Below are 20,550 nucleotides of genomic sequence, written 5' to 3'. Positions count from 1 at the left end.
AGTGCGAGAAGGGGGGGGGGGGGGGGGGGGGGGGGGGGGGGTGGGGGGGGGGGGGGGGGGGGTGGGGGGGGGGGGGGGGGTGGGGGTGGGGGGGGGGGGGGGGGGGGGGGGGGGGGGCCCCCCCCCCTTCTCGACTGGCGGTGGCGGTGGGATTTGAACCCACGGAGGCTTGCACCTCACACGCTTTCGAGGCGTGCTCCTTCGGCCGCTCGGACACGCCACCGCCGGAGAGACTACAGGCCCCGCTTCGCGCGGAAGAAGGCGCGTAGGAGAGCCGCCGACTCCTCGGCCCGGACACCGCCGGTGACCTGGGGCCGGTGGTTGAGCCGGCGGTCCCGGACGACGTCCCACAGCGACCCCGCCGCGCCGGCCTTCGGGTCGTCGGCGCCGTAGACGACCTCGGCCACCCGGGCCAGCACGCTCGCACCGGCGCACATCGTGCACGGCTCCAGCGTGACCACCAGGATCGCGCCGCTCAGCCGCCAGCCGTCGCCGTGCGCCCGCGCGGCCGCCCGCAGCGCCAGCACCTCGGCGTGCGCGGTGGGGTCGCCGGCCTTCTCCCGCTCGTTGGCCGCCTCGGCCAGCACCGCGCCGTCCGGGCCGAGGACGACGGCGCCGATCGGCGTGTCCCCCCACTCCTGCGCCGCCGCGGCCAGTTCGAGTGCGCGCACCATCGCCGCGTCGACGGCCTCCGGCGCGGTCACGGAGCCGCCACCTCGGCCAGCTGCTCGGCGAACCCGAGGCGCGCCGCGATCGCCAGCACCATCTCGTCGGCCCACATCTCGTCGGAGGACAGCAGCGCGGTGAGCTCCTCGGCGGGCAGCCCCGCATCGGCGAAGAGGTCCAGGTCACCGCCGGGCCAGCCCTCCTCGTCGTCGTCGAAGGTCGCGTCGTCGACCGGGATGCCGTAGCGCTCGACCGTCTCCGCGGCCAGCAGCCACTCCTGGAAGGTGGCGTCGGAGATCAGCGCCCGCACCATCCCGCCGGGGCCGGGCCGGAGGACGACGAAGTACAGCCGGCTGTCGACGACCAGCACGTACGGGCCGGGCCAGCCGGCGGCGGCGGGCTCGGCGAGGGCGCGCTCGAGGACGGGCAGCTCGTCGGAGGCGTCGGCGGCCAGCAGCTCGCACCGCCAGCGGCCGTCGGCGCGAGACACCCGCACCGCGAAGCTCGGGCGCAGTCCGGCGCCGGCGTCCGGGAGGGTCGTCATAGCCTCTGATCATGGCTGATGCCCCGGCGAGCCCGACGCCCGCGAGCCCGGGCCGGTTCCCCGTGCCGACCATGCCGGCTCCGCCGGTCTCGGTGGTCGGGCTCGGCCAGCTGGGCGGGTCGCTGGCCGCCGCCCTGGCTGCCGCGGGGCGGGCGGTCTCCGGCTGGGACGTCGACCCGGCCGCCCGCGCCGTCGCCGAGGAGCACGGCGTCTTCGTGACCCAGGAGCTCACCGGGGTCGTCGTCCTCGCCGTCCCGCTGCCGGTGCTCGGCAGCGCACTCGACGGGCTGCGGATCGACCCCGGGGCGACGGTCACCGACGTCGGCTCGGTGAAGGCGCCGGTCCTCGCCGGGCTGGGCGCCGCGCTCGGGGAGCGGTTCGTCGGTGGTCACCCGATGTGCGGCACCGAGCGCTCCGGCCCGGACGCCGTCGACCCCGACCTGTTCCGCGGCGCCCGCTGGGCGCTCTGCCTGGAGCCGGGCACCGACCTGCGCCGCTGGCTGCGGGTGGCCGAGATCGCCCTCGCGGTGGGCGCCGAGGTGGTGCCGGTGACCGCGGCCGAGCACGACGACGCGGTCGCCGCGATCAGCGCCGTCCCGCACCTGCTGGCCGCCGCGCTCGCCGCGGCGGCCGGCGAGGCCGGGCCGCTGGCGCTGTCGCTGGCCGCCGGCAGCTTCCGCGACGGCACCCGGGTCGCCGGCAGCGACCCGGCGTTCGTCACCGCGCTGGTGACCGGCAACGCCGGGCCGGCCACCGCGGCGCTGGACCGGGTCCGGGCGCAGCTGGACCGCCCGGTGCCCGAGCTGGTCGCCGACGGGCACGCCGTCCGGGCCGCCGCGGCGGCCCCGGCGCGCCGGCCGGTGCGCGTGCCGCTGGAGCGCAGCGCGCTGCTGGAGCTGGGCCGGGCCGGCGGTGCGGTCACCCGGCGGCTGGCCGCCTTCGTCGAGGGCTGGGTGCCGGAACGGTCCGAGGCGTGAGCTCCCCGCTCGCGGGGCAAGGGGATCGGGACGCACGAGGAGAGGACGACATGAGCCACGAGCACCTGGACGACAAGGAGATCCACGACCGGATCTCCGCGCTGGCCGAGGAGGAGCGCCAGCTGCGCGAGTCCGGCGACCACACCGAGGAGCAGCGCGCGCGGCTCACCCAGATCGAGCAGGACCGCGACCAGCTCTGGGACCTGCAGCGCCAGCGCGACGCCAAGCGGCAGTACGACGAGGACCCGGACGAGGCCGAGCCGCGCCCGGAGCCGCAGGTGGAGAACTACCTGCAGTGACGCCGCCCGCTGGGTGGTCGCCGTCCACACGGAGGGCGACCACCCAGCTGCCCCCGCAAGAAACTTAAAGCCCGAAGTGTTTCCCGAGTTGATCACCGGGTAGGGCCGCCCTGGCCGGACCTCCGGCCACGAACGGCGCGACGAGGGAGCGGTGGGCGATGGCGGTGCGCAGCACACGGGAGATCCGGCGCGCGGTGGTGACCGGCGGGGCGGGGTTCCTCGGGTCGCACCTCTGCGAGCACCTGCTCGACCGGGGAGTCGAGGTCGTCTGCCTGGACAACTTCCTCACCGGGTCGCCGGAGAACGTCCTGCACCTGATGGAGCGGCCCGGCTTCCGGCTGGTCAAGTGCGACGTCACCGACTACGTGCACGTGCCCGGCCCGGTCGACCTGGTGCTGCACTTCGCATCCCCGGCCAGCCCGCTGGACTACCTGAAGATGCCGATCGAGACGCTCAAGGTCGGCAGCCTCGGCACCCTGCACACCCTGGGCCTGGCCAAGGAGAAGGGCGCCCGCTACGTGCTCGCCTCGACCTCGGAGGTCTACGGCGACCCGCTGGAGCACCCGCAGCGCGAGGAGTACTGGGGCAACGTCAACCCGGTCGGACCGCGCGGGGTCTACGACGAGGCGAAGCGGTTCAGCGAGGCACTGACCACCGCCTACCGCACCTCGCAGGGCACCGACACCGCGATCGTGCGGATCTTCAACACCTACGGCCCGCGGATGCGGCCGGACGACGGCCGGGCCATCCCGGCCTTCGTCGGCCAGGCGCTGGCCGGCCGGCCGCTGACGGTCGCCGGGGACGGCTCGCAGACCCGGTCGATCTGCTACGTCGACGACACCGTGCGCGGGATCCTGGCGCTGGCCTTCTCCACCGAGACCGGGCCGGTGAACATCGGCAATCCCGACGAGCTGTCCATGCTCGAACTGGCCCGCTGGATCCTGCAGCTGACCGGCTCGGACTCCGAGATCGGCTTCATCGACCTGCCGGTCGACGACCCCAAGGTGCGCCGCCCGGACACCACCCGTGCGCAGCAGCTGCTCGACTGGCAGCCGCAGGTGACCTCCGAGGAGGGGCTGCGGCGCACCGTCGACTGGTTCGCCACGCAGCGGGAGCTCCTCGCCGCGCAGGTCGGCTGACCATTCGGTCACCGGGGGTGACCGGTCGCGCACTGCGAGCCGATCTCGCCTCCCCCCTCGGCCGATCCGCTGGGTAGAGTTCCGGCCGACTGAGCCCGGCGGCCGTCTCGACGCGCGCCGGGATCCCCGCAGGGGGCCGACGACCTACGGAGAAGCCAGATGGGGCGCCACGCCCGCACCCGCGCCGGTTCCGGGCTGCCCGCCCGTCCCGCCCTGCTCGCCGGGCTCGCCGCCCTGCTCGTCGTCGTCATCGGCGGCGGTCTGCTCATCTGGGGCCTGTCCGGTTCCGGTGACTCGGCGTCCGCCGAGGGCTGCGAGGACCAGCAGACCGTCCAGGTGGCCGTCGCACCGGAGGTCGGGGACCTCGTGCAGGAGCTGCTCGCCGACCCGCTGGAGCTGGGCGACGGTGGGTGCGCCGTCGCCGAGGTCACCGCCCGCGAGCCGCTGCAGACCCTGGCCGGTCTGGGGTCGCTGGACGCCGAGCAGCTGCCGGACGTCTGGGTGCCGGACTCCTCGCTGTGGGCCGCGCGGGCCGGGACCGACGCCGGCCTGGACCCCTCGGGGTCGCTGGCCACCTCCCCGCTCGTGCTGGCCACCAGCCGCGCCGCCGTCGAGGAGCTCGGCTGGACCGAGGACCCGCCGAGCTGGGGTGACGCGCTGCGCACCGACCGTGCCCTCGCCGTCCCCGACCTGACCGCCAGCGCCGAGGGGCTCTCCGTCCTCGCCGCCGTCCGCCAGTCCCTCGGCGGCGACGAGGAGGCCGACAACGCCGTCGTCTCCGCGGTGCTGGCGGCTGCCCGCGGTGAGGTGCCGTCGGCCGGCGACGGCCTGACCGCCGGGCTCGCCGGCGGTGCCGACGCCCCGCTGGTGCCGGTCAGCGAGCAGGAGGTGCTGGCCACCAACGCCGAGGCGGACGAGGCCGCACTCGTCGCCGTCTACCCCACCGAGGGCTCCCCCGCGCTGGACTACCCGGTGCTCCGGGTGACCGCGGCGCCCGAGGCCGAGCGCCCCGCCACCGACGCGGTGATCGAGGCCCTCACCTCCGACGCCACGGCCGAGGCGGTGCGCGAGGCCGGCTTCCGGGACCGCACTGGTGCCGCGCCGACCGGCGCCGGCGCGGGCTCCGGGGTGCAGGAGGAGGCGCCGGAGACCCTCGACCTGGACCCGGCCGCGATGCAGACGCTGCTCGGCCGGGTCGCCAGCCTCGCCACGCCGTCCCGGCTGCTGACCGTCGTCGACGTCTCCACCTCGATGAACGCCCCGGTGGGCGACGGCACCCGCGCCACCCTGGCCCGGGACGCCACCCTCAGCGCGCTCGGCCTGCTGCCGGACTCCCACTCCGGCGGCGTCTGGTCCTTCGCCTACCAGCTCGAGGGCCAGCGGGACTGGCAGGAGCTCGCCCCGCTGCGTCCCTTCAGCGCCGAGGTCGACGGCCGCACCCACCGGCAGGTCGTCGAGGAGCAGCTGCGCAGCATCCCCGACCGGCTGCGGCCGGGCGGCACCGGCCTGTACGACACCACGCTGGCCGCGGTGCGCGCCGCCCGGGACGCCTACGACCCCGGCTCGGTGAACTCCGTCGTGCTGATCACCGACGGCGACAACGACGACGACGCCGCCGGCCTGCAGCTGGACCAGCTGCTGAGCACCCTGCGCAGCGAGAGCGACCCGGAGCGGCCGGTGAAGGTCATCGGCATCGCACTCGGCCCGGATGCCGACCTCGGCGCGCTGGAGCAGATCGGCGAGGCCACCGGCGGCTCGGCCTACCAGGCACTGGACCCCGAGGACCTGCAGGCGACGCTCTTCGACGCCATCCGCCGCCGCGGCTGACCGAAGGACCCCGTTCCCCCACGCCTCGCAGGATCGGCGCGGGCCCCTGAACGGGGGCCGTCAGCTGCGGGCGAGCAGGTCGTCGAGTGCGGTGGTGACCTCGGCGACGGTGACCCGGGCCAGCGCCGGGTCGAGCTCGGTGCCCCACGGGTCGCCGGTGCCATCACCGTGCCAGAGGACGACGTGCAGTGCTCCTCCGCCCAGCCCGGTCCGGGGCGGCGGGCCCCACAGCGCCGGGGACACCGGGCCGAAGAGCACCACCGACGGACGGCGGTAGGCGGTCGCCAGGTGGGCCACCCCGGTGTCGCCGCAGACCACGACCCGGGCGGCGGCGACCACGGCGGCGAGCTCCAGCGACGTCGTCCGTCCGGCGAGCACGGCGTCGTCCGGGAGGCCGGCGAGCTGCGCGACGTGCGCGGCCAGCTCCCGTTCGGCCGGCCCGCCGGTGACCACCACCCGCTCCCCCGCCGCGACCAGGTGGCGGGCGACGGCGGCGAACCGCTCCGGTGGCCAGCGACGCCCGGGGAACGCCGCGCCGGGGTGCACGACCGCGACGTCGCGCACCGGCGGGTCGACGTCCGGGACGGCGAGGTCGAGGGCGTCGGGGTCGCACTCGACGTCCAGCCCCTCGGAGACCAGCCGGCACCAGCGGCGCACCTCGTGCTCGTCGGGGTACCAGGTGGGGCCGGGGTAGCCGGGGCTGTCGAAGGTGAGCAGCCGTGCGGGGCGCAGCCCGGCGACAACGACGTGCGACGCCGGCCCCTTGCCGTGCAGGTCGACGGCGAGCTCCGGTGGCGGGCCCGACCAGTCCAGGGGCTGGAGCTCGACCGCGGGCAGCACCTCGTCGACGGCGTCGATCAGGCCGGCGAGCGGCTCCAGGGCCCGGGTGGTGGCGAGCACCAGCCGGTGGTCGGGGACGGCGGCCCGGATGCCACGGATCGCCGGCACCCCGGTGAGCAGGTCCCCGAGCCCCAGCGGCCGCAGCACGACCGCCACCGGCCTCGCCGTCATGGCCCCGTTCCGGGCTCCGCGCTGAGCTTGCGAAGCCTGGGGAGAACGGGGTCCTTCGTCCGGGAGCGCTCGACCAGGGCGGTGGTCGAGTGGCCGGGCAGGTAGGGCAGGACGACGGCCTGGCCGCCCCACTGCCGCAGCACCGCGGCCTCGGGCAGGTCGGCGCCGGCGTAGTCGCCGCCCTTGGCCCACACGTCGGGCCGCAGCTGCTCGAGCACCGCGGAGGGGGTGTCCTCGTCGAAGACGACGACGGCGTCGACGAACTCCAGCGCCTCCAGCACCCGGGCGCGGTCCTCGGCGGCGACCAGCGGCCGGGACGGCCCCTTGAGCCGGGCGACCGAGGCGTCGGAGTTTATGCACACGACCAGGCAGTCGCCCAGCCCGCGGGCGGCTCGCAGGGTGGCCACGTGCCCGGCGTGCAGCAGGTCGAAGCAGCCGCCGGTGGCGACGACCGTGCCGCCGGCCGAGCGCACCCGGTCCAGCAGGGCGGCGACGTCGGCGGCGGGCGCGACCGGTTCGGGCGCGACGGCGTCCCAGGACGAGGCGCCGCCGCGGGCGACGAAGGCACCGGCGGTGGCGACGGCGGTGGTCACCGCTTCCCCGGTGACGGCGCCGCCGGCGAGCGCGACGGTGGCCGCGGCGGCGAAGGAGTCACCGGCGCCGCACGGGTCACCGCCGGTGACCGGCGTGGCGGGCACGACCATCGGCGCGCCCTCGCCGTAGGAGAGCAGCGCGCCGCGGGCGCCGAGGGTGACCGCGACCGCGCCGACGCCCCAGTGCCGGATGAGCGCCTCGGCCCGGGCGCCGACCGCGGCCAGCCCGTCACCGGGCACGTCCGTGCCGGCCACGCGGGCGGCCTCGGCGTTGTTGGGGGTGACCAGCCGGGCGCTGGGCACCGGGTCGGCGCCGCGGGGGTGCGGGTCCCAGACCACGGGGCCGCGGGCGGTGGTCAGCGCGGCGCGCACGTCCGGCGCGGACGTCGTCCCCCGGCCGTAGTCGGCCACGAGGACGGCGGCGGCGTCGCGGATGACCGCGGCGGCCTCGGCCGGCAGCGCGCCGAGCGTCGCCGCCGGGGCGCCGCTGTCGATGCGCACGACGGAGTGGTCGCCGACGCGCACGCGCTGCTTGACCGCGGTGCCGCCGGTGGCCGGGATCTCGATCAGCCGCACCCGCCCGGCGAGCAGGGCGCGCAGCCGCTGGGCGCCCTCGTCGTCGGCGAGGGGCGCGACCAGGACCACCTCGCGGTCGCCGGCGAACCGGGCGGCGAGGACGGCGGCCAGCGCGGCGCCACCGGGGCGCTCGTGGGTCTGCACGTCCTCGACCACCGGCACCGGCGCGTCGGGGGTCAGCCGGGACGCCGTGCCGACCAGGTCGACGTCGAGCAGCGCATCGCCGACGACGACGACCGGGGCGGCGGAGCGGGTGCGCGCGCGGCTCACCGGACCACCTCGACGTGGTTGGTGGTCGGGATGCGGCTGGGCTCGGCGAGGACCGCGGCGTCGAAGGCGGCGCACAGCAGGTGCAGGGCGACCAGGTGGCACTCCTGCACGGTGGCGGTCCACGGGGAGTCGATGGCGACGGTGTCGTCGGCGACGGCGGCCAGCGGGTTGGGCGCCGGGCCGGTCATCGCCAGCACGGTGATGCCGCACTCCCTGGCCCGGCGGGCGGCGGCCACCGCGTTGGGCGAGCGGCCGGACGTCGACAGCAGCACCAGCACGTCACCGGACCGGCCGTGCGCCTCGACCTGGCGGGCGAAGAGCTCGTCGGCCGGGTAGTCGTTGGCGATGGCGGTCAGCGACGAGGTCTCCGCGGTCAGGCAGATGGCGGAGAACGGCGGCCGGTCGGCGCGGTAGCGGCCGACGAGCTCGGCGGTGAGGTGCTGGGCCTGCGCCGCGCTGCCGCCGTTGCCGGCCGCGAGCAGCCGGCCGCGAGCGGAGGAGCACAGCACGTCGGCGAGCAGCTGCCCCCACCGGTTGAGGGTGTCGACCTGGGCGGTCAGGTCGCCCAGCGCCGAGGTCAGCGACGCGACGTGGTCGTGCCCGGTGAGGTGGGTGCAGGTGTCCGGCGAGACGACCTCGCGGTCGGTCAGCGGAGCCGAGCGGAACGGGGTGACGCTCATCGGGGTCCCTCCACGGGGGCTCATCGGGCGACCTCCACCGGCACACGGGCGGTGAGGACCTGGCGGTACACGGCGTCGGTGTCGGCGACGACCCGGGACCAGCGGTAACGGGTGCGGGCGCGGGTCACGCCGGCGGCGCCGAAGGCGGTGCGGCGGACGTCGTCGGCCAGCAGGCCGGCCAGCGCATCGCCCAGGGCAGCGGGGTCCCGCGGCGGGACCAGCAGGCCGGTGCGGCCGTCGACGACGGTGTCGACCAGCCCGCCGACGGCGGTGGCGACCACGGGGCGCCCGCAGGCCATCGCCTCCAGCGGGGTGATGCCGAAGGGCTCGTACCAGGGGACGGCGAGCACGACGTCGGCCGAGCGCACCCAGGCGGGGACGTCGGCGCGGGCGACGGCGCCGGTGAACACCAGCCGGTCGGCGACGCCGAGGGACTCGGCGATGGCGCGCAGCCGGGTGACCTCCGGGTCGGTGTCCAGCTGGTCGGCCTCGGGCCCGCCGACGACGACCAGCTCGGCGTCGGGCACGCGGACCAGCGCGCGGACGGCGTCCTCCTGGCCCTTGCGCTCGACCAGCCGGCCGAGCACGAGCAGGCGGGGGCGCCCCGAGCGCGGCGCGACCGGGCCGTCGGGGGTGAAGACCGCGGTGTCGACCCCGCACGGCACGATCGAGACCCGGTCGCTGGGCAGCCCCAGGCGGCGCAGCTCGAACACCTCGTCGGTGCAGGTGGCGACGACGTGGCTGACGTCGGAGCACAGCCCGCGCTCGAGGTCGATGCGCTGCTCGGGCGAGGTGTCGGCGTCGCCCTGGTGGCGGCGCTTGACCGAGCCGAGGGCGTGGAAGGTCTGCAGCACCGGGATGCCTAGCGGGGTGGCCGCCTGCACCGAGGCGAGCCCGCTCATCCAGAAGTGGGCGTGCACCAGGTCGGGCCGGTCGGTGGCCCACTCGGCGGCGAGCACGTCGGCGAAGGTGCCCATGTGCTGGAGCAGGTCGTCCTTGGGGACGGCGCGCGCCGGGCCGGCGGTCACGTGGGCGACGGTGTACCCGTCGGCGGTGACCACCCGGTCGGGCAGGTCGGCGTCGTCGCGGCGGGTGTGCACGGTGACCTCGTGGCCACGCATGGCCAGGCCCGCGGCCAGCGCCGCCACGTGCACGTTCTGCCCGCCGGCGTCCACGCCGCCGATGGCCGCGAGCGGCGAGGCGTGCTCGCTCACCATGTGGATCCTCATCGGGTCACCTCTCCCAGCAGCCGGTCCCAGTCGGCGAGGAACCGGTCCAGCCCGTAGCGCTCCAGCGCGGCGGCGCGGGCGGCCTTGCCGGCCAACCGCGCGGCGTCGGGCTCGTCGACGAAGTGCCGCAGCGCGGCGGCCAGCCGCTCCGGGCGGGTCGACAGCACGCCCGCCTCCGCCGGCACCGCCTCCACCGCCTCGGTGGTGGCCAGCCCGACGACCGGCAGCCCCAGGTGCATGGCCTCCAACAGCGACAGGCCCAGCGACGTCCAGCGCACCGGGTGCAGGTAGACCCGGCGGCGGGCCAGCTCGGCGTGCATCGCCGACTGCGGCGGGTCGTCGAACAGGCCGACCCGCTCGGGGTCCAGGCCGTAGCGCTCGTGCAGCCCGGTCAGCCCCATGCCGAAGACGTCCAGCGGCGCGACCTCGGCGAACAGCGGCAGCAGGTCACCGCCGGTGTACCGGCCGCGGCGCACCGGCTCGTTGACCACGACGCCGGCGCGGGCCAGCTCGCCGGTGTAGCGCTCACCCGGGTCGACGATGCCGTGCTCGATGACGACGGTGGGCGCCGAGCCGTTGTCGTAGAACAGCTGGTTGAAGTACGTGACGTGCGCGATCGGGATGACGCGCTGGTCGGCCATCGGGTGCCGGGTGTTCGGCACCGCACCCGAGCCGGTGTCCGGGCCGGGGGCGTTGTGTTCCAGGAAGACCGCGGGCAGGTCGCGGCCGGGCTCCCGGCCCAGCCACTCGCGCACCAGCTCCAGGTCGCGGGGGCGCTGCAGCACGACGACGTCGGGCTGCTCCGCGCGGAGCTGCTCGGGCGTCACCTCGCGGGCCGACGCCGGCCAGTCCCAGGTGCGCGCCCGGCCGAGGCCGTCGGGTCCCCGATCGGGGACGACGGGCAGCAGGTACTCGTGCCGGCCCTGGACGAACGCCGTCGTCCAGGAGCCGTGCACGTGCCAGAGCAGGACCTTCATGCGGCGACCAGCTTCTCGACGGCGGCGACGACGTCGCCGGCGGTGACGGAGGTGAGGCAGGGGTGCCCCGGCACCGGGCACTCGCGGGCCCGGCTGTCGCGGCAGGGGGCGGACTGGTCGCCGAGCAGCACGGTGGGGACGCCGTAGGGCGCCCACCGCACGGCCGGCACGACCGGGGAGAACAGCGAGACGACGGGGGTGCCGACGGCGGCGGCCAGGTGCGCCGGGCCGGTGTTGCCGACGACGACGGCGGCGGCGCCGTCGAGCAGCGCGGCCATCTCGGCGAGGGTGGTCGCCCCGCCCAGGTCGGTGCCGCGGGTGCCGGCGACGGCGGCGGTGAGCGCCCGCTCCCCCGGCCCGCCGGTGACCAGCACCCGGTACCCGGCGCCGGTCAGGGCCTCGACCGCCTCGGCGCAGCGCGGTGCCGGCCAGGCCCGCGCGGGCACCGACGCCCCGGGGTGCAGCACCACGTAGCCGGGCTCGCGGTCGATCACCGGCAGGGGACGGCGGACGGCGAGCCGGCCGTCGTCGCCGTCGGGCAGCTCGAACCCGGCCGCCCGGGCGAGCGAGAGGGCGCGCTCGGGCTCGGGCAGGTCGTCGTCGACCCGGTGCCGGACGTCGAGCAGCGAGCCGGGGTAGTCGACGCTGATCGCGGAGATCCGCTGCACCCCGGCGGTGCGCAGCACCAGCGCCAGCGGCAGCGGCGACTGGTGGAAGGAGGTGGAGACGACCGCCTCGGTGACCCCGGCCGCCCGGACCCGGTCGGCGAGCGCGGCGAGGTCGTCGGCGTCGACCGGCTGCGGGTCGCCGTCGATCCACGGGCAGTGCCAGGTGAGCACCTCATCGACGCCGGGCAGCAGCTCGGCCGCGGCGGTGCCCTGCGGGCTGGCGAGGAACACCACCCGGTCGGCGCCGTGCGCGACCGCCCGGACCAGCGGGCCCTGCAGCAGGACGTCGCCGGCGTTGTCCAGCCGGGCGACCAGGACGGTGCGGGCGGGGGCGGTCACCAGGCGCCCGCCAGGACGTCGTCGACCGCCTCGGCGAGCGTCGGCGCGCGGTGCGCGGCGGCGGTGACCTCCTCGGGACGAGTGACCGGCGTCGGCACCAGGATGCCGTGCGCGCCGGCCGCGGCCGCGGCCTGCACGTCGGCGGCGATGTCACCGATGACGACGCAGCGGGCCGGGTCGACGTCGAGCTCGGCGCAGGCCGCCTGCACCATGCCGGGGGCGGGCTTGCGGCAGTCGCAGCCGTCCTCGGGCGCGTGCGGGCAGACCTGCACGGTGTCGAAGGGGCCCAGCAGCTCGGCGACCCGGGCGTTGACCGCGTCGGCCTGGGCGCGGGTGATCAGCCCCCGGCCGATGCCGGACTGGTTGGTGACCAGCCCGATCCGCACGCCGCGGGCACGCAGCGCCTCCAGCACCTCGCGGGCACCGTCGACCGGGCGGACCAGCGCCGGGTCGCCGTTGTAGGGGACGTCGTGCACGAGCGTGCCGTCCCGGTCGAGGAGGACCAGGTCGGGCAGGCCGCGCCAGGGGGTGACGGCGCGGTGGACGACGGCGCCGCGGAGGAAGTGCCAGGTGGCCAGCGGCGGGATGACCGCGCTGGTCAGCGCCATGGTGGTGACCTCGTCGCGGGTGCGGGGGCCGGGGGCGATGCGCGCCCAGGCGAACTCCGCCGTCCCGGCGGCCCAGCCCAGCGCGGCGAGCGCGGCGGCCCGCGGCCGGCCGGCCAGGGCGAGACCGACCGCACCGAGCGCCGCGGCGGTGACGGCCAGGTGGCGGGGTCGGCGGCCGACGGCGGCGTCGGCGCGCTCGCGCCAGGTCGGGCCGTGCAGCCGGCGCATCAGGACGTCGTCGGCGTTGCCGGCCTGCACCCGGGCGCTGACCCAGCGGTCGGTCGGGCGCACCGGGTGGGTGATCCACCGCTCGCCACGGGTGAGCCGGGCGCCGGTGTCCATGACGCGCAGCGCCAGGTCGGAGTCCTCCCGGAAGGCCCGGGGGAAGCGTTCGTCGAACCCGCCGACGGCGGCCAGCGCGGCGCGGCGGTAGGCGAGGTCGGCGGTGATCCAGCTGCTGGTGGCCAGCCCCGCGGTGCCGCGCTCCCAGTCGGTGGGGCGCCGGTCCTCGGGGAGCGGGACCCGCACGCGGCCCTGGGTGCCGGCGACGTCGGCCGGCAGCGCGGCCAGGTCGGCGGCCAGCTCCTCGTACCAGTCGGGGTCGGGGACGACGTCGTCGTCGAGGAAGGCGATCCACTCGGTGCGCGCCACCCGCCAGCCGAGGTTGCGGGCGCGGGCGGGGCCGCCGCCCCCGGTGCGCACCACCCGGACCGGCGGCAGGCCGGGGCGGTCCGGCTGCAGCGGGGCGCCGGCGGGCCGGTCGTCGACCAGCACCAGCTCCGCCGGGCGCGGGCCGGTGGCGCCGGCGAGCGCGTCGAGCAGGACGTCGAGGGACGGTCGGCCGATGGTCGGCACGACCAGCGTGCAGTTGGCCAGGGCACCCGTCATGCCCGCCAGAGTGCCCCCAAGATCGCCAGCGAAACACTACGGGCTTTAAGTTTTTCGTGGCCGGGTCGGGGACTACCCCGACCGGGCGACGTCCACCCCTGATCCGGGCGTGTCGCCCCACCCCCTCACCGCCGTGCTCCCGGTGCCGAGAGCCCCGGGCGTCAGCGGGCGCGGCGGGCGGCGGCGGAGACCCGGGCGAGCGCATCGGTGACCACCCCGGCGTCGTCGCCGAGCAGGATCAGCAGGTGCGCGACCAGGTCGTCGTGCGTCCGTCCCGCCGCGCGCACCCGCTCCCGGCCGGCGTCGGTCAGCCGGGCGTGCAGCAGCCGCCGGTCGCCGCCGATCCGCTCCCGGGTGACCAGGCCCTCGGCGACCAGCCGGTTCACGGTGCTGGTGATGCCCGGCCGGGACAGCCCGACCGCCTCGGCCAGCTCCCCCATCGACGCGCTCTCCCCCGGCGACTCGGCGATCCGGCGCAGCACCTCGAAGCCGGTGAGCGAGACGCCGTGCTGCCGGTGCAGGGCGGAGTCGACCCGCCGGGTGACCCGGTCGTGCACCTGCACGATCCGCAGCCACGTCTCGGTCGCGGTGGGACCGGCAGCTGCGAGCCCACTGACGTCCCGCGGCACGCCCCGGGCGGGGCCACCGTCGGGTCGCGGGTCGGTGTGCTGCTCCATGTCGGGTCAGATCCTCCGTGGGCCGGGGGTGGCTGGGCGGTGGTGCGCTCAGTGCGTGGGGTGGTCGCCGCCGCGGGAGCGGCGCCGGGCCACCGCGCCGAGGGCGCCTGCGGTGGCCAGCAGGGCGATGCCGGCCGCGAGCGCCGGCGGGGAGCCGGCCTCCTCCGCCACCGGGAGGCTGCGGGCGGCGATCTGCAGGTCGAGGCCGGCGGTGGCCGTCGACTCGCTGCCGACCAGCTCCATCGTGGCGCCGCCCAGCGCGGCCTCGCGCGGGATCTGGACGACCGCCTCCACCCGGCCGTCCGGGCCGGCCGTGACGGTGGCCAGTGGCTCGGCGATGCCGCTCATCGAGACCGTGACCGGCTCGCCGGGGGCGAACCCGGTGGCCCGCACCGTGACCACCCCACCGGGGGCGACGGACGTGACCAGGCCACCGCCGGCCGGCGCGGTCGACCGGGGAGTGGCGGTCGCGGTCGGTTCGGGCGCGGGCGCCGGCTCCGTCGGGGCAGGAGGCGGTGCAGGCGCCGGGGCCGGGGCCGGCGCGGGCGACGTGCTGTCCGGTTCCCCGGTCCCCGGCGGCACCGGGGACGACGGCGGCACCGAGGACGAAGGCGGCTCGGAGGTCGGCGGCTCCGAGGACGGCGGCGGCTCGGAGGTCGGCGGCTCGGAAGACGGCGGCGGCTCGGACGTCGGCGGCTCCGAAGACGGCGGCGGCTCGGACGTCGGCGGCTCGGAGGTCGGCGGCTCCGAAGACGACGGCGGCACGGACGTCGGCGGCTCCGAGGACGTGGGCGGCTCCGAAGACGACGGCGGCACGGACGTCGGCGGCTCCGAGGACGTCGGCGGCTCAGAAGACGGCGGGGTGGGCTCGACCGGCGCGGCGGGCGGGGCGGTGACCGCGGCGCAGTCCTCCTCGCTCGGCCGGGTGTAGGTGCCCAGCTGCACGGGGGCATCGGCGACGCCGTCCGGGTCGGTCACCGTGAGCGAGACGTCGACGGTGACGCCCCAGGCGACGTCGGTGCTGGTGAGCTCGGCCTGCCCACCGGCCGGCAGGTCGGCGGCGGCCTGCTCGGTGGCGCCGTCGAACACCAGCGCGACCCGGTGCGGCTCGGAGCCGTTGGTGACCACCACCCGGACGACCGCCGGACCGCAGCTGGGCCCGTGGGTGACCTCGACGTCGGGACGGCGGGGGTCGTCGATCGCCGCGGCCGGCGGCGCCAGCACGACACCGGTGACCAGGGCAGCGCCCACGGCGAGCGCCAGCGCCCCGGCCGGGGGCAGCGCGCCCCGCCCGGACGGTGTCGTCGTCGGCACTGCTGGCCCCCGTTCTCGCGCACCCGGCGGACGGCTGTCCTGGTGCATCGCACCGTGCTCTGCCCAGAACAGCTCTGATCATGTGCGCAGCCGCCGTTCCGTCGTCCGTTCGCAACACTGACCCCGTGTGCCCCACCGGCGTGTCGGCGGCGCCACGCCGGAGGGTCAGCCGCCGAGCGAGACCAGCTCGTTCACGCAGAGGACGGTGAACAGCAGGGCGGCGCCGGTCAGCAGGCTGTTGGACAGCCAGCCGCTGCGCCACTCCCGCGGGGTGCGCCGGCCGTTGAGCAGGTAGAGCAGCGTGCCGGCGAGGAAGGGCATGAAGAAGGCCCCGAAGGCGCCGTAGGCGACCACCAGGGCGAACGGGCGGTCCAGGAACAGCAGGGCCATCGGCGGGAAGGTCAGCCACAGCAGGTAGCCGCGGTAGGGCCGGCTCCGCTCGACGGCGCCGGTCAGCTGCCCCTGGGCCTTCTGCCGGTTCCGCACGAAGTCGGCGAACAGCAGGCTGACTCCCTGCCAGACGCCGAGCAGCGAGGAGAAGGAGGTGGCGAAGAAGCCGATCAGGAAGAGCGTGGCGACCACCGGGCCGAACCGGTCGCGCAGCACGTCGTCCAGGTCGAGCAGCCCGCGGTCGCCGCCCTCCAGCGCGATGCTGCTGGCGTACAGCAGCTCGGCGCCCACGACCAGCATGGCGACGACGAAGACGCCGGTGGTGAGGTAGGCGACCCGGTTGTCCAGCCGCATGACCCGCATCCACGAGGCGTCCCGCCAGCCCTTGGCGTTCACCCAGTAGCCGTAGGCGGCCATGGTGATCGTGCCGCCGACGCCGCCGACCAGGCCGAGGGTGTAGATCGCCGACCCCTCCGGCAGCCGGGGCACCAGCCCGCTGACGACCTCACCCAGGTTCGGCGTGACCAGCACGGCCAGGCCGACGACGATGACGAACATGACGCCGATCAGCGCCGTCATCGCCTTCTCGAACACCGCGTAGTTGCCGAACCAGACGAAGGCCAGCCCGGCCAGGCCGCAGAGGATCCCCCAGGCCCAGATCGGCAGCGCCGGGAACAGCGCGGCCAGCGGCAGGGCCGCGGAGGTCATCGCGGTCGCGCCGTAGACGAAGCCCCAGACGGCGACGTAGACGGCGAAGTAGACCGACGTCCAGACGCCCAGGGAGCGCCAGCCGGCGAAGATCGTCGAGCCGGTGGCCAGGTGCCAGCGGCCGACCGCCTCGGCCAGGGCGATCTTGACGACGACGCCGAGGACGACGGCCCACAGCAGCGCGTAGCCGTACTCCGACCCGGCGATCAGCGTGGCCACCAGGTCGCCGGCGCCCACTCCCGTGGCGGCCACCACGATGCCGGGCCCGACCAGCCGCCAGCGGTGCTCCGGGGTCCGCTCGCCCGCGTCGACCGGCTGCGCTCCTGGATCGCCCACTCGTCCCGCCTCCCCGTCGTCCGTGCCGGCGAGCGTAGGTCGCCGAGAGCCGGGTCACATCCCGTCGCTACGGTGACCGGGGTGAGCTCAGCGGCGGGCACCGGACGACAGCGGCAGGACACGGTCTACCGGGCCGGCGTCTACGGCCGGCGCCCTCGGGTGCCCACCGCGTACCGGGCGCTGGCCGAGCGGGCCCGGCGCCGGCTGGACCCGCGCGCCTCCGCCTACGTCGCCGGGGGCGCCGGCGACGAGGACACCCAGCGCGCCGACCGCGCGGCCTTCGACCGCTGGGCGCTGGTGCCGCGGGTGCTGCGCGACGTGAGCGCCCGGGACACCTCGGTGGAGCTGTTCGGGCGGCGGCTGCCGGCGCCGGTGCTGCTGGACCCGGTCGGCGCGCTGGAGCTGGTGCACCCCGAGGCCGACCTGGCGGTGGCCCGCGCAGCGGCGTCCCTCGGCGTCCCGATGGTCTTCTCCAACCAGGCGTCGGTGCCGATGGAGACCACCGCGGCGGCGATGGGCGACGCCCCGCGCTGGATGCAGCTGTACTGGTCGACCTTCGACGAGCTGGTGGACAGCCTGCTGGCCCGGGCCGAGGCCAGCGGCTGCGAGGCCGTCGTCGTCACGCTGGACACCACGATGCTCGGCTGGCGCCCGCGGGACCTGGACCTGGGGCACCTGCCCTTCGCGCTGGGCAAGGGGATCGCGCAGTACACCTCCGACCCGGTGTTCCGCCGGCTGGTCGAGGAGCGGGTCGCGGCGGCCGGCGCACCGCGCGACCCGCAGCCGCGCCCGACGCCGTCCGCGGTGCGCGCGCTGGTCGGCATGGCCCGCGCCTGGCCGGGGCCGCTGGTGGAGAACCTGCGCTCCCCGCTCCCCCGGGCCGCCGTGGAGACGTTCCTGTCCATCTACTCCCGGCCCTCGATCACCTGGGCCGACCTGGCGTGGCTGCGCGGGCGCACCCGGCTGCCGATCGTGCTCAAGGGCGTGCTCCACCCCGACGACGCGCGGCGGGCGGCCGACGAGGGCGTCGACGGGCTGGTGGTCAGCACCCACGGCGGGCGGCAGGTCGACCGCTCGATCGCCGCCCTGGACGCGCTGCCCGGCGTCGTCGAGGCGGTCGGCGACCGGCTGCCGGTGCTCTTCGACAGCGGGGTGCGCAGCGGCGCCGACGTGCTGGTCGCCGTCGCGCTCGGCGCCCGCGCGGTGCTGCTGGGCCGGCCGTGGGTGTGGGGTCTGGGGCTGGCCGGGGAGGCCGGCGTGCGCCAGGTGGTGGAGGACGTGCTGGGCGAGTTCGACCTGACCCTCGGCCTGACCGGCCACACCACCGTCGACCAGCTCACCCCCGAGATCCTCGTCCGCCGCCCCTGACCTCACCGGGGCAGGAATGGCCATTTCTGCCCCGCGGTGGTCGGCGGGGCGCGAACGCGGCACAGTTCCCTGGTGACCGACCCGTCCCTGCGCGCCCAGCTGTTCCGGCGCAAACCGGTGCCGACGGCGGACGACGCCGGTGGGGAGGGGCAGCTGGCCCGCCGGATCGGGCCGCTGCAGCTGATGAGCTTCGGCATCGGCGCCACCATCGGCACCGGCATCTTCTTCGTGCTGTCGACGGCGGTGCCCGAGGCCGGCCCGGCGGTGATCGTCAGCTTCGTGATCGCCGCGGTGACGGCCGGGTTCACCGCCCTCTGCTACGCCGAGCTGGCCTCCAGCATCCCGGTGGCGGGCAGCTCCTACTCCTACGCCTACGCCACTCTCGGTGAGGTCGTCGCCTACGTGGTGGGCTGGTGCCTGCTGCTGGAGTACGCGGTCAGCTCCGCGGCGGTGTCGGTGGGGTGGAGCGAGTACCTGGACCAGCTGCTCGACGACGTCCTGGGCGTGCGCATCCCCGGTGCGCTGTCCGCGGCGCCCGACGCCGGCGGGGTGGTGAACCTGCCGGCGATCGTGCTGGTCACCCTCTGCGCGCTGCTGCTGGTGCGCGGGGCCAGCGAGTCGGCCCGGGCCAACGCGGTGATGGTGGCGGTCAAGGTGGCGGTGCTGCTGCTGTTCGTCGTCATCGCGTTCACCGGCTTCGACGCCGGCAACCTCACCCCGTTCGCCCCGCTGGGCGCCGCCGGGGTGAGCGTCGCGGCGTCGTCGATCTTCTTCTCCTTCATCGGGCTGGACGCCGTCTCCACCGCCGGTGAGGAGGTCCGCGACCCCAGGCGCACCCTGCCGCTGGCGATCATCGGCGCGCTCGTCGTCGTGACCGTGGTGTACCTGCTGGTGGCGGTGGCCGCGGTCGGCGCGCAGCCGGCCGGGGAGTTCGCGGGTCAGGAGGCCGGGCTCGCGGTGATCCTCGAGCGGGTCACCGGGTCGAGCTGGCCGGGCATCGTGCTGGCCGCCGGGGCGGTCGTGTCGATCTTCTCGGTGACGCTGGTGACGATGTACGGGCAGACCCGGATCCTGTTCGCGATGAGCCGCGACGGGATGGTGCCGGCGCTGTTCAGCCGGGTCGACCCGCGCACCCTCACCCCGCTGCGCGGCACGGTCGCGGTCGCGGTGTTCGTCGGCGCCCTGGCCGGCTTCCTGCCGCTGGACTTCCTCGTCGACCTGACCAGCATGGGCACGCTGGTCGCCTTCAGCGTCGTCTCGATCGGGGTGGTCGTGCTGCGGCGCACCCGGCCCGACCTGCCCCGCGGCTTCCGGGTGCCCGGCTACCCGGTGGTGCCGGTGCTGTCGGTGCTGTTCTGCCTCTACCTGATCGCCGGGCTGTCGGCGACGACGTGGCTGCTGTTCGCCGGCTGGCTCACGATCGCCGCGGTCCTCTACGTCACCTACGCCCGCACCCACTCCACGCTCCGGACGACGTCGCGATGACCGTGCTGCTGGGCTGGGAGGGCGCCGAGCACGGCAGCGGGGACGACGCCGCGCTGCAGCTGGCCGCCGGGCTGGCACTGGCCGAGGACTCCCCCGCGGTGGTGGCCACCGTGGTGCCGCCGGGCCCGATCAGCGCGATCGCCTCCCGCGTCGACCGGGAGTACCTGCAGTGGCGGGCGGCGCTGACCGCGACCCGCCAGGCCGAGGCGGTGACCGGGCTGCGCTCCGCCGGGGTCGACGACGTCCGCACCGCCGTCGTGCCCGGGGCCTCGGTGCCCGCGGGTCTGGTCGATGCGGTGCACCGCTACCGGGCGCGGGTGCTGGTGCTGGGGGCCGCCGCCGCGGCGCCACCGGGCCGGTTCTCCGCCGGGTCGGTGGCCGAGCGGCTGCTGCACAGCTCACCCGTGCCGCTGGCCCTGGCCCCGCGCGACTGGGCGGGGCAGGGGCCGCCGACCCGGGTGACCTGCGCGTGGGCGGGGACGGCGCGCTCGCGCGAGGCGCTGGCCACGGCCCGGGCGGCGGCGGAGCGCTGGGGGGTTCCGGTGCGGATGGTCACCTTCGTCCCCGAGCGGTCGGCGATGCTGCCCTCGGAGACCGGGTTGCGGGTCGAGCAGCTGGTGAGCGAGGAGTGGGCCGGGCAGGCCCGTGGGTCGCTGGCCGAGGTCGTCGACGGTTGGTCGGGTCCGGGGCCCGCCCCGGAGACGGTGCTGGCCCGCGGGGCCGGCTGGGCAGGGGCGCTGGCGGCCGTGCCGTGGGAGCGCGGTGACCTGCTGGTGGTGGGCTCGTCGCGGCTCGGTCCGCTCGCGCGGGTCTTCCTCGGGTCGACGGCGACGAAGATCGTGCGGGCCGCGCCGGTGCCGGTGCTCGTCGTCCCGCGTGGCGCGGACGGCACGCCGTCGGCCTCTTGACGCAGTGGAGTGAGCTGAGTCACAGTCGGGTCCGGGCGGGGGAAGCCGGCTACCAATGGCCACCCACTGCTGG

The 20,550-nt window shown here is 76.6% G+C and carries 19 protein-coding genes and 1 tRNA gene; 7 read left to right on the top strand and 13 right to left on the bottom strand.

From position 1 onward, the window contains the following. Window positions 1–135: 135 nt before the first annotated feature. The 3 genes from ACI795_RS09695 to ACI795_RS09685 all read right to left on the bottom strand — a co-directional run bounded on the left by ACI795_RS09695 (window position 136) and on the right by ACI795_RS09685 (window position 1,210). A tRNA-Ser gene (locus tag ACI795_RS09695) sits at window positions 136–223 on the bottom strand. Window positions 224–233: 10 nt separating this feature from the next. Beyond that, window positions 234–704, bottom strand: coding sequence for a nucleoside deaminase (locus tag ACI795_RS09690; RefSeq protein WP_457075283.1), 471 nt, complete (start codon window positions 702–704; stop codon window positions 234–236). After that, window positions 701–1,210 (bottom strand): tRNA adenosine deaminase-associated protein, encoded by a 510-nt coding sequence (locus ACI795_RS09685; RefSeq protein WP_457075282.1) that lies wholly within the window; start codon window positions 1,208–1,210, stop codon window positions 701–703. Before ACI795_RS09685 ends, ACI795_RS09690 begins: the two co-directional genes overlap by 4 nt. 11 nt (window positions 1,211–1,221) lie before the next feature. Between ACI795_RS09685 and ACI795_RS09680 the strand changes: the two genes are divergently transcribed. From ACI795_RS09680 to ACI795_RS09665, 4 genes are all read left to right on the top strand, one after another. Further along, complete coding sequence (locus tag ACI795_RS09680; RefSeq protein WP_457075281.1) at window positions 1,222–2,187, top strand: prephenate dehydrogenase; 966 nt, start codon at window positions 1,222–1,224, stop codon at window positions 2,185–2,187. Between the two features lie 50 nt (window positions 2,188–2,237). Beyond that, window positions 2,238–2,486: a DUF2630 family protein gene (locus ACI795_RS09675; RefSeq protein WP_457075280.1), complete on the top strand. Its 249-nt coding sequence runs from the start codon at window positions 2,238–2,240 to the stop codon at window positions 2,484–2,486. Between the two features lie 164 nt (window positions 2,487–2,650). Next, a complete protein-coding gene (locus ACI795_RS09670; protein WP_457075279.1) occupies window positions 2,651–3,625 on the top strand; it encodes a UDP-glucuronic acid decarboxylase family protein in 975 nt (324 codons plus the stop codon). Between the two features lie 159 nt (window positions 3,626–3,784). Beyond that, the gene (locus ACI795_RS09665; protein WP_457075278.1) at window positions 3,785–5,452 is read left to right on the top strand and encodes a substrate-binding domain-containing protein; all 1,668 of its coding nucleotides are present in this window, start codon (window positions 3,785–3,787) and stop codon (window positions 5,450–5,452) included. A 60-nt stretch (window positions 5,453–5,512) separates the two neighbouring features. Here ACI795_RS09665 and ACI795_RS09660 read toward each other — a convergent pair whose 3' ends face one another. The 10 genes from ACI795_RS09660 to ACI795_RS09615 form a co-directional block, all read right to left on the bottom strand. Next, a complete protein-coding gene (locus ACI795_RS09660) occupies window positions 5,513–6,463 on the bottom strand; it encodes a glycosyltransferase family 9 protein (RefSeq protein WP_457075277.1) in 951 nt (316 codons plus the stop codon). Next, window positions 6,460–7,902: a D-glycero-beta-D-manno-heptose 1-phosphate adenylyltransferase gene (gene rfaE2, locus ACI795_RS09655; RefSeq protein WP_457075276.1), complete on the bottom strand. Its 1,443-nt coding sequence runs from the start codon at window positions 7,900–7,902 to the stop codon at window positions 6,460–6,462. Before rfaE2 ends, ACI795_RS09660 begins: the two co-directional genes overlap by 4 nt. Further along, window positions 7,899–8,582, bottom strand: coding sequence for a D-sedoheptulose-7-phosphate isomerase (locus ACI795_RS09650; RefSeq protein WP_457075275.1), 684 nt, complete (start codon window positions 8,580–8,582; stop codon window positions 7,899–7,901). Before ACI795_RS09650 ends, rfaE2 begins: the two co-directional genes overlap by 4 nt. Window positions 8,583–8,602: 20 nt before the next feature. Beyond that, entirely contained in the window at window positions 8,603–9,811 is a 1,209-nt protein-coding gene (locus ACI795_RS09645; protein ID WP_457075274.1) for a glycosyltransferase, read from the bottom strand. Next, window positions 9,808–10,788, bottom strand: a complete 981-nt coding sequence (locus ACI795_RS09640) for a glycosyltransferase (RefSeq protein WP_457075273.1) — start codon at window positions 10,786–10,788, stop codon at window positions 9,808–9,810. Before ACI795_RS09640 ends, ACI795_RS09645 begins: the two co-directional genes overlap by 4 nt. Continuing rightward, window positions 10,785–11,795 (bottom strand): glycosyltransferase family 9 protein, encoded by a 1,011-nt coding sequence (locus tag ACI795_RS09635; protein ID WP_457075272.1) that lies wholly within the window; start codon window positions 11,793–11,795, stop codon window positions 10,785–10,787. The genes ACI795_RS09640 and ACI795_RS09635 overlap by 4 nt, the downstream gene beginning before the upstream one ends. Beyond that, a complete protein-coding gene (locus ACI795_RS09630; RefSeq protein WP_457075271.1) occupies window positions 11,792–13,291 on the bottom strand; it encodes an HAD-IIIA family hydrolase in 1,500 nt (499 codons plus the stop codon). The genes ACI795_RS09635 and ACI795_RS09630 overlap by 4 nt, the downstream gene beginning before the upstream one ends. 161 nt (window positions 13,292–13,452) lie before the next feature. Next, window positions 13,453–13,968 carry a MarR family winged helix-turn-helix transcriptional regulator gene (locus ACI795_RS09625; protein WP_457075270.1) on the bottom strand — a complete coding sequence of 172 codons (516 nt, stop codon included), beginning with the start codon at window positions 13,966–13,968 and terminating at the stop codon, window positions 13,453–13,455. 48 nt (window positions 13,969–14,016) lie between these two features. Next, the gene (locus tag ACI795_RS09620) at window positions 14,017–15,282 is read right to left on the bottom strand and encodes a hypothetical protein (RefSeq protein ID WP_457075269.1); all 1,266 of its coding nucleotides are present in this window, start codon (window positions 15,280–15,282) and stop codon (window positions 14,017–14,019) included. 165 nt (window positions 15,283–15,447) lie between these two features. Beyond that, a complete protein-coding gene (locus tag ACI795_RS09615) occupies window positions 15,448–16,716 on the bottom strand; it encodes an Nramp family divalent metal transporter (protein ID WP_457075268.1) in 1,269 nt (422 codons plus the stop codon). A gap of 81 nt (window positions 16,717–16,797) precedes the next feature. On the opposite strand from ACI795_RS09615, the gene ACI795_RS09610 reads away from it, so the two are divergent. The 3 genes from ACI795_RS09610 (at window position 16,798) to ACI795_RS09600 (ending at window position 20,477) form a co-directional block, all read left to right on the top strand. Beyond that, window positions 16,798–18,084, top strand: a complete 1,287-nt coding sequence (locus ACI795_RS09610) for an alpha-hydroxy-acid oxidizing protein (protein WP_457075267.1) — start codon at window positions 16,798–16,800, stop codon at window positions 18,082–18,084. A gap of 72 nt (window positions 18,085–18,156) precedes the next feature. Beyond that, window positions 18,157–19,569: an amino acid permease gene (locus ACI795_RS09605; protein WP_457075266.1), complete on the top strand. Its 1,413-nt coding sequence runs from the start codon at window positions 18,157–18,159 to the stop codon at window positions 19,567–19,569. After that, window positions 19,566–20,477 (top strand): universal stress protein, encoded by a 912-nt coding sequence (locus ACI795_RS09600; RefSeq protein ID WP_457075265.1) that lies wholly within the window; start codon window positions 19,566–19,568, stop codon window positions 20,475–20,477. The genes ACI795_RS09605 and ACI795_RS09600 overlap by 4 nt, the downstream gene beginning before the upstream one ends. Window positions 20,478–20,550: the final 73 nt, after the last annotated feature.

This window comes from Modestobacter sp. SYSU DS0290 (assembly GCF_054050955.1).
The sequence above is the reverse complement of the archived record's forward strand: the minus strand, read 5'-3'. Positions and strand labels throughout refer to the sequence as shown.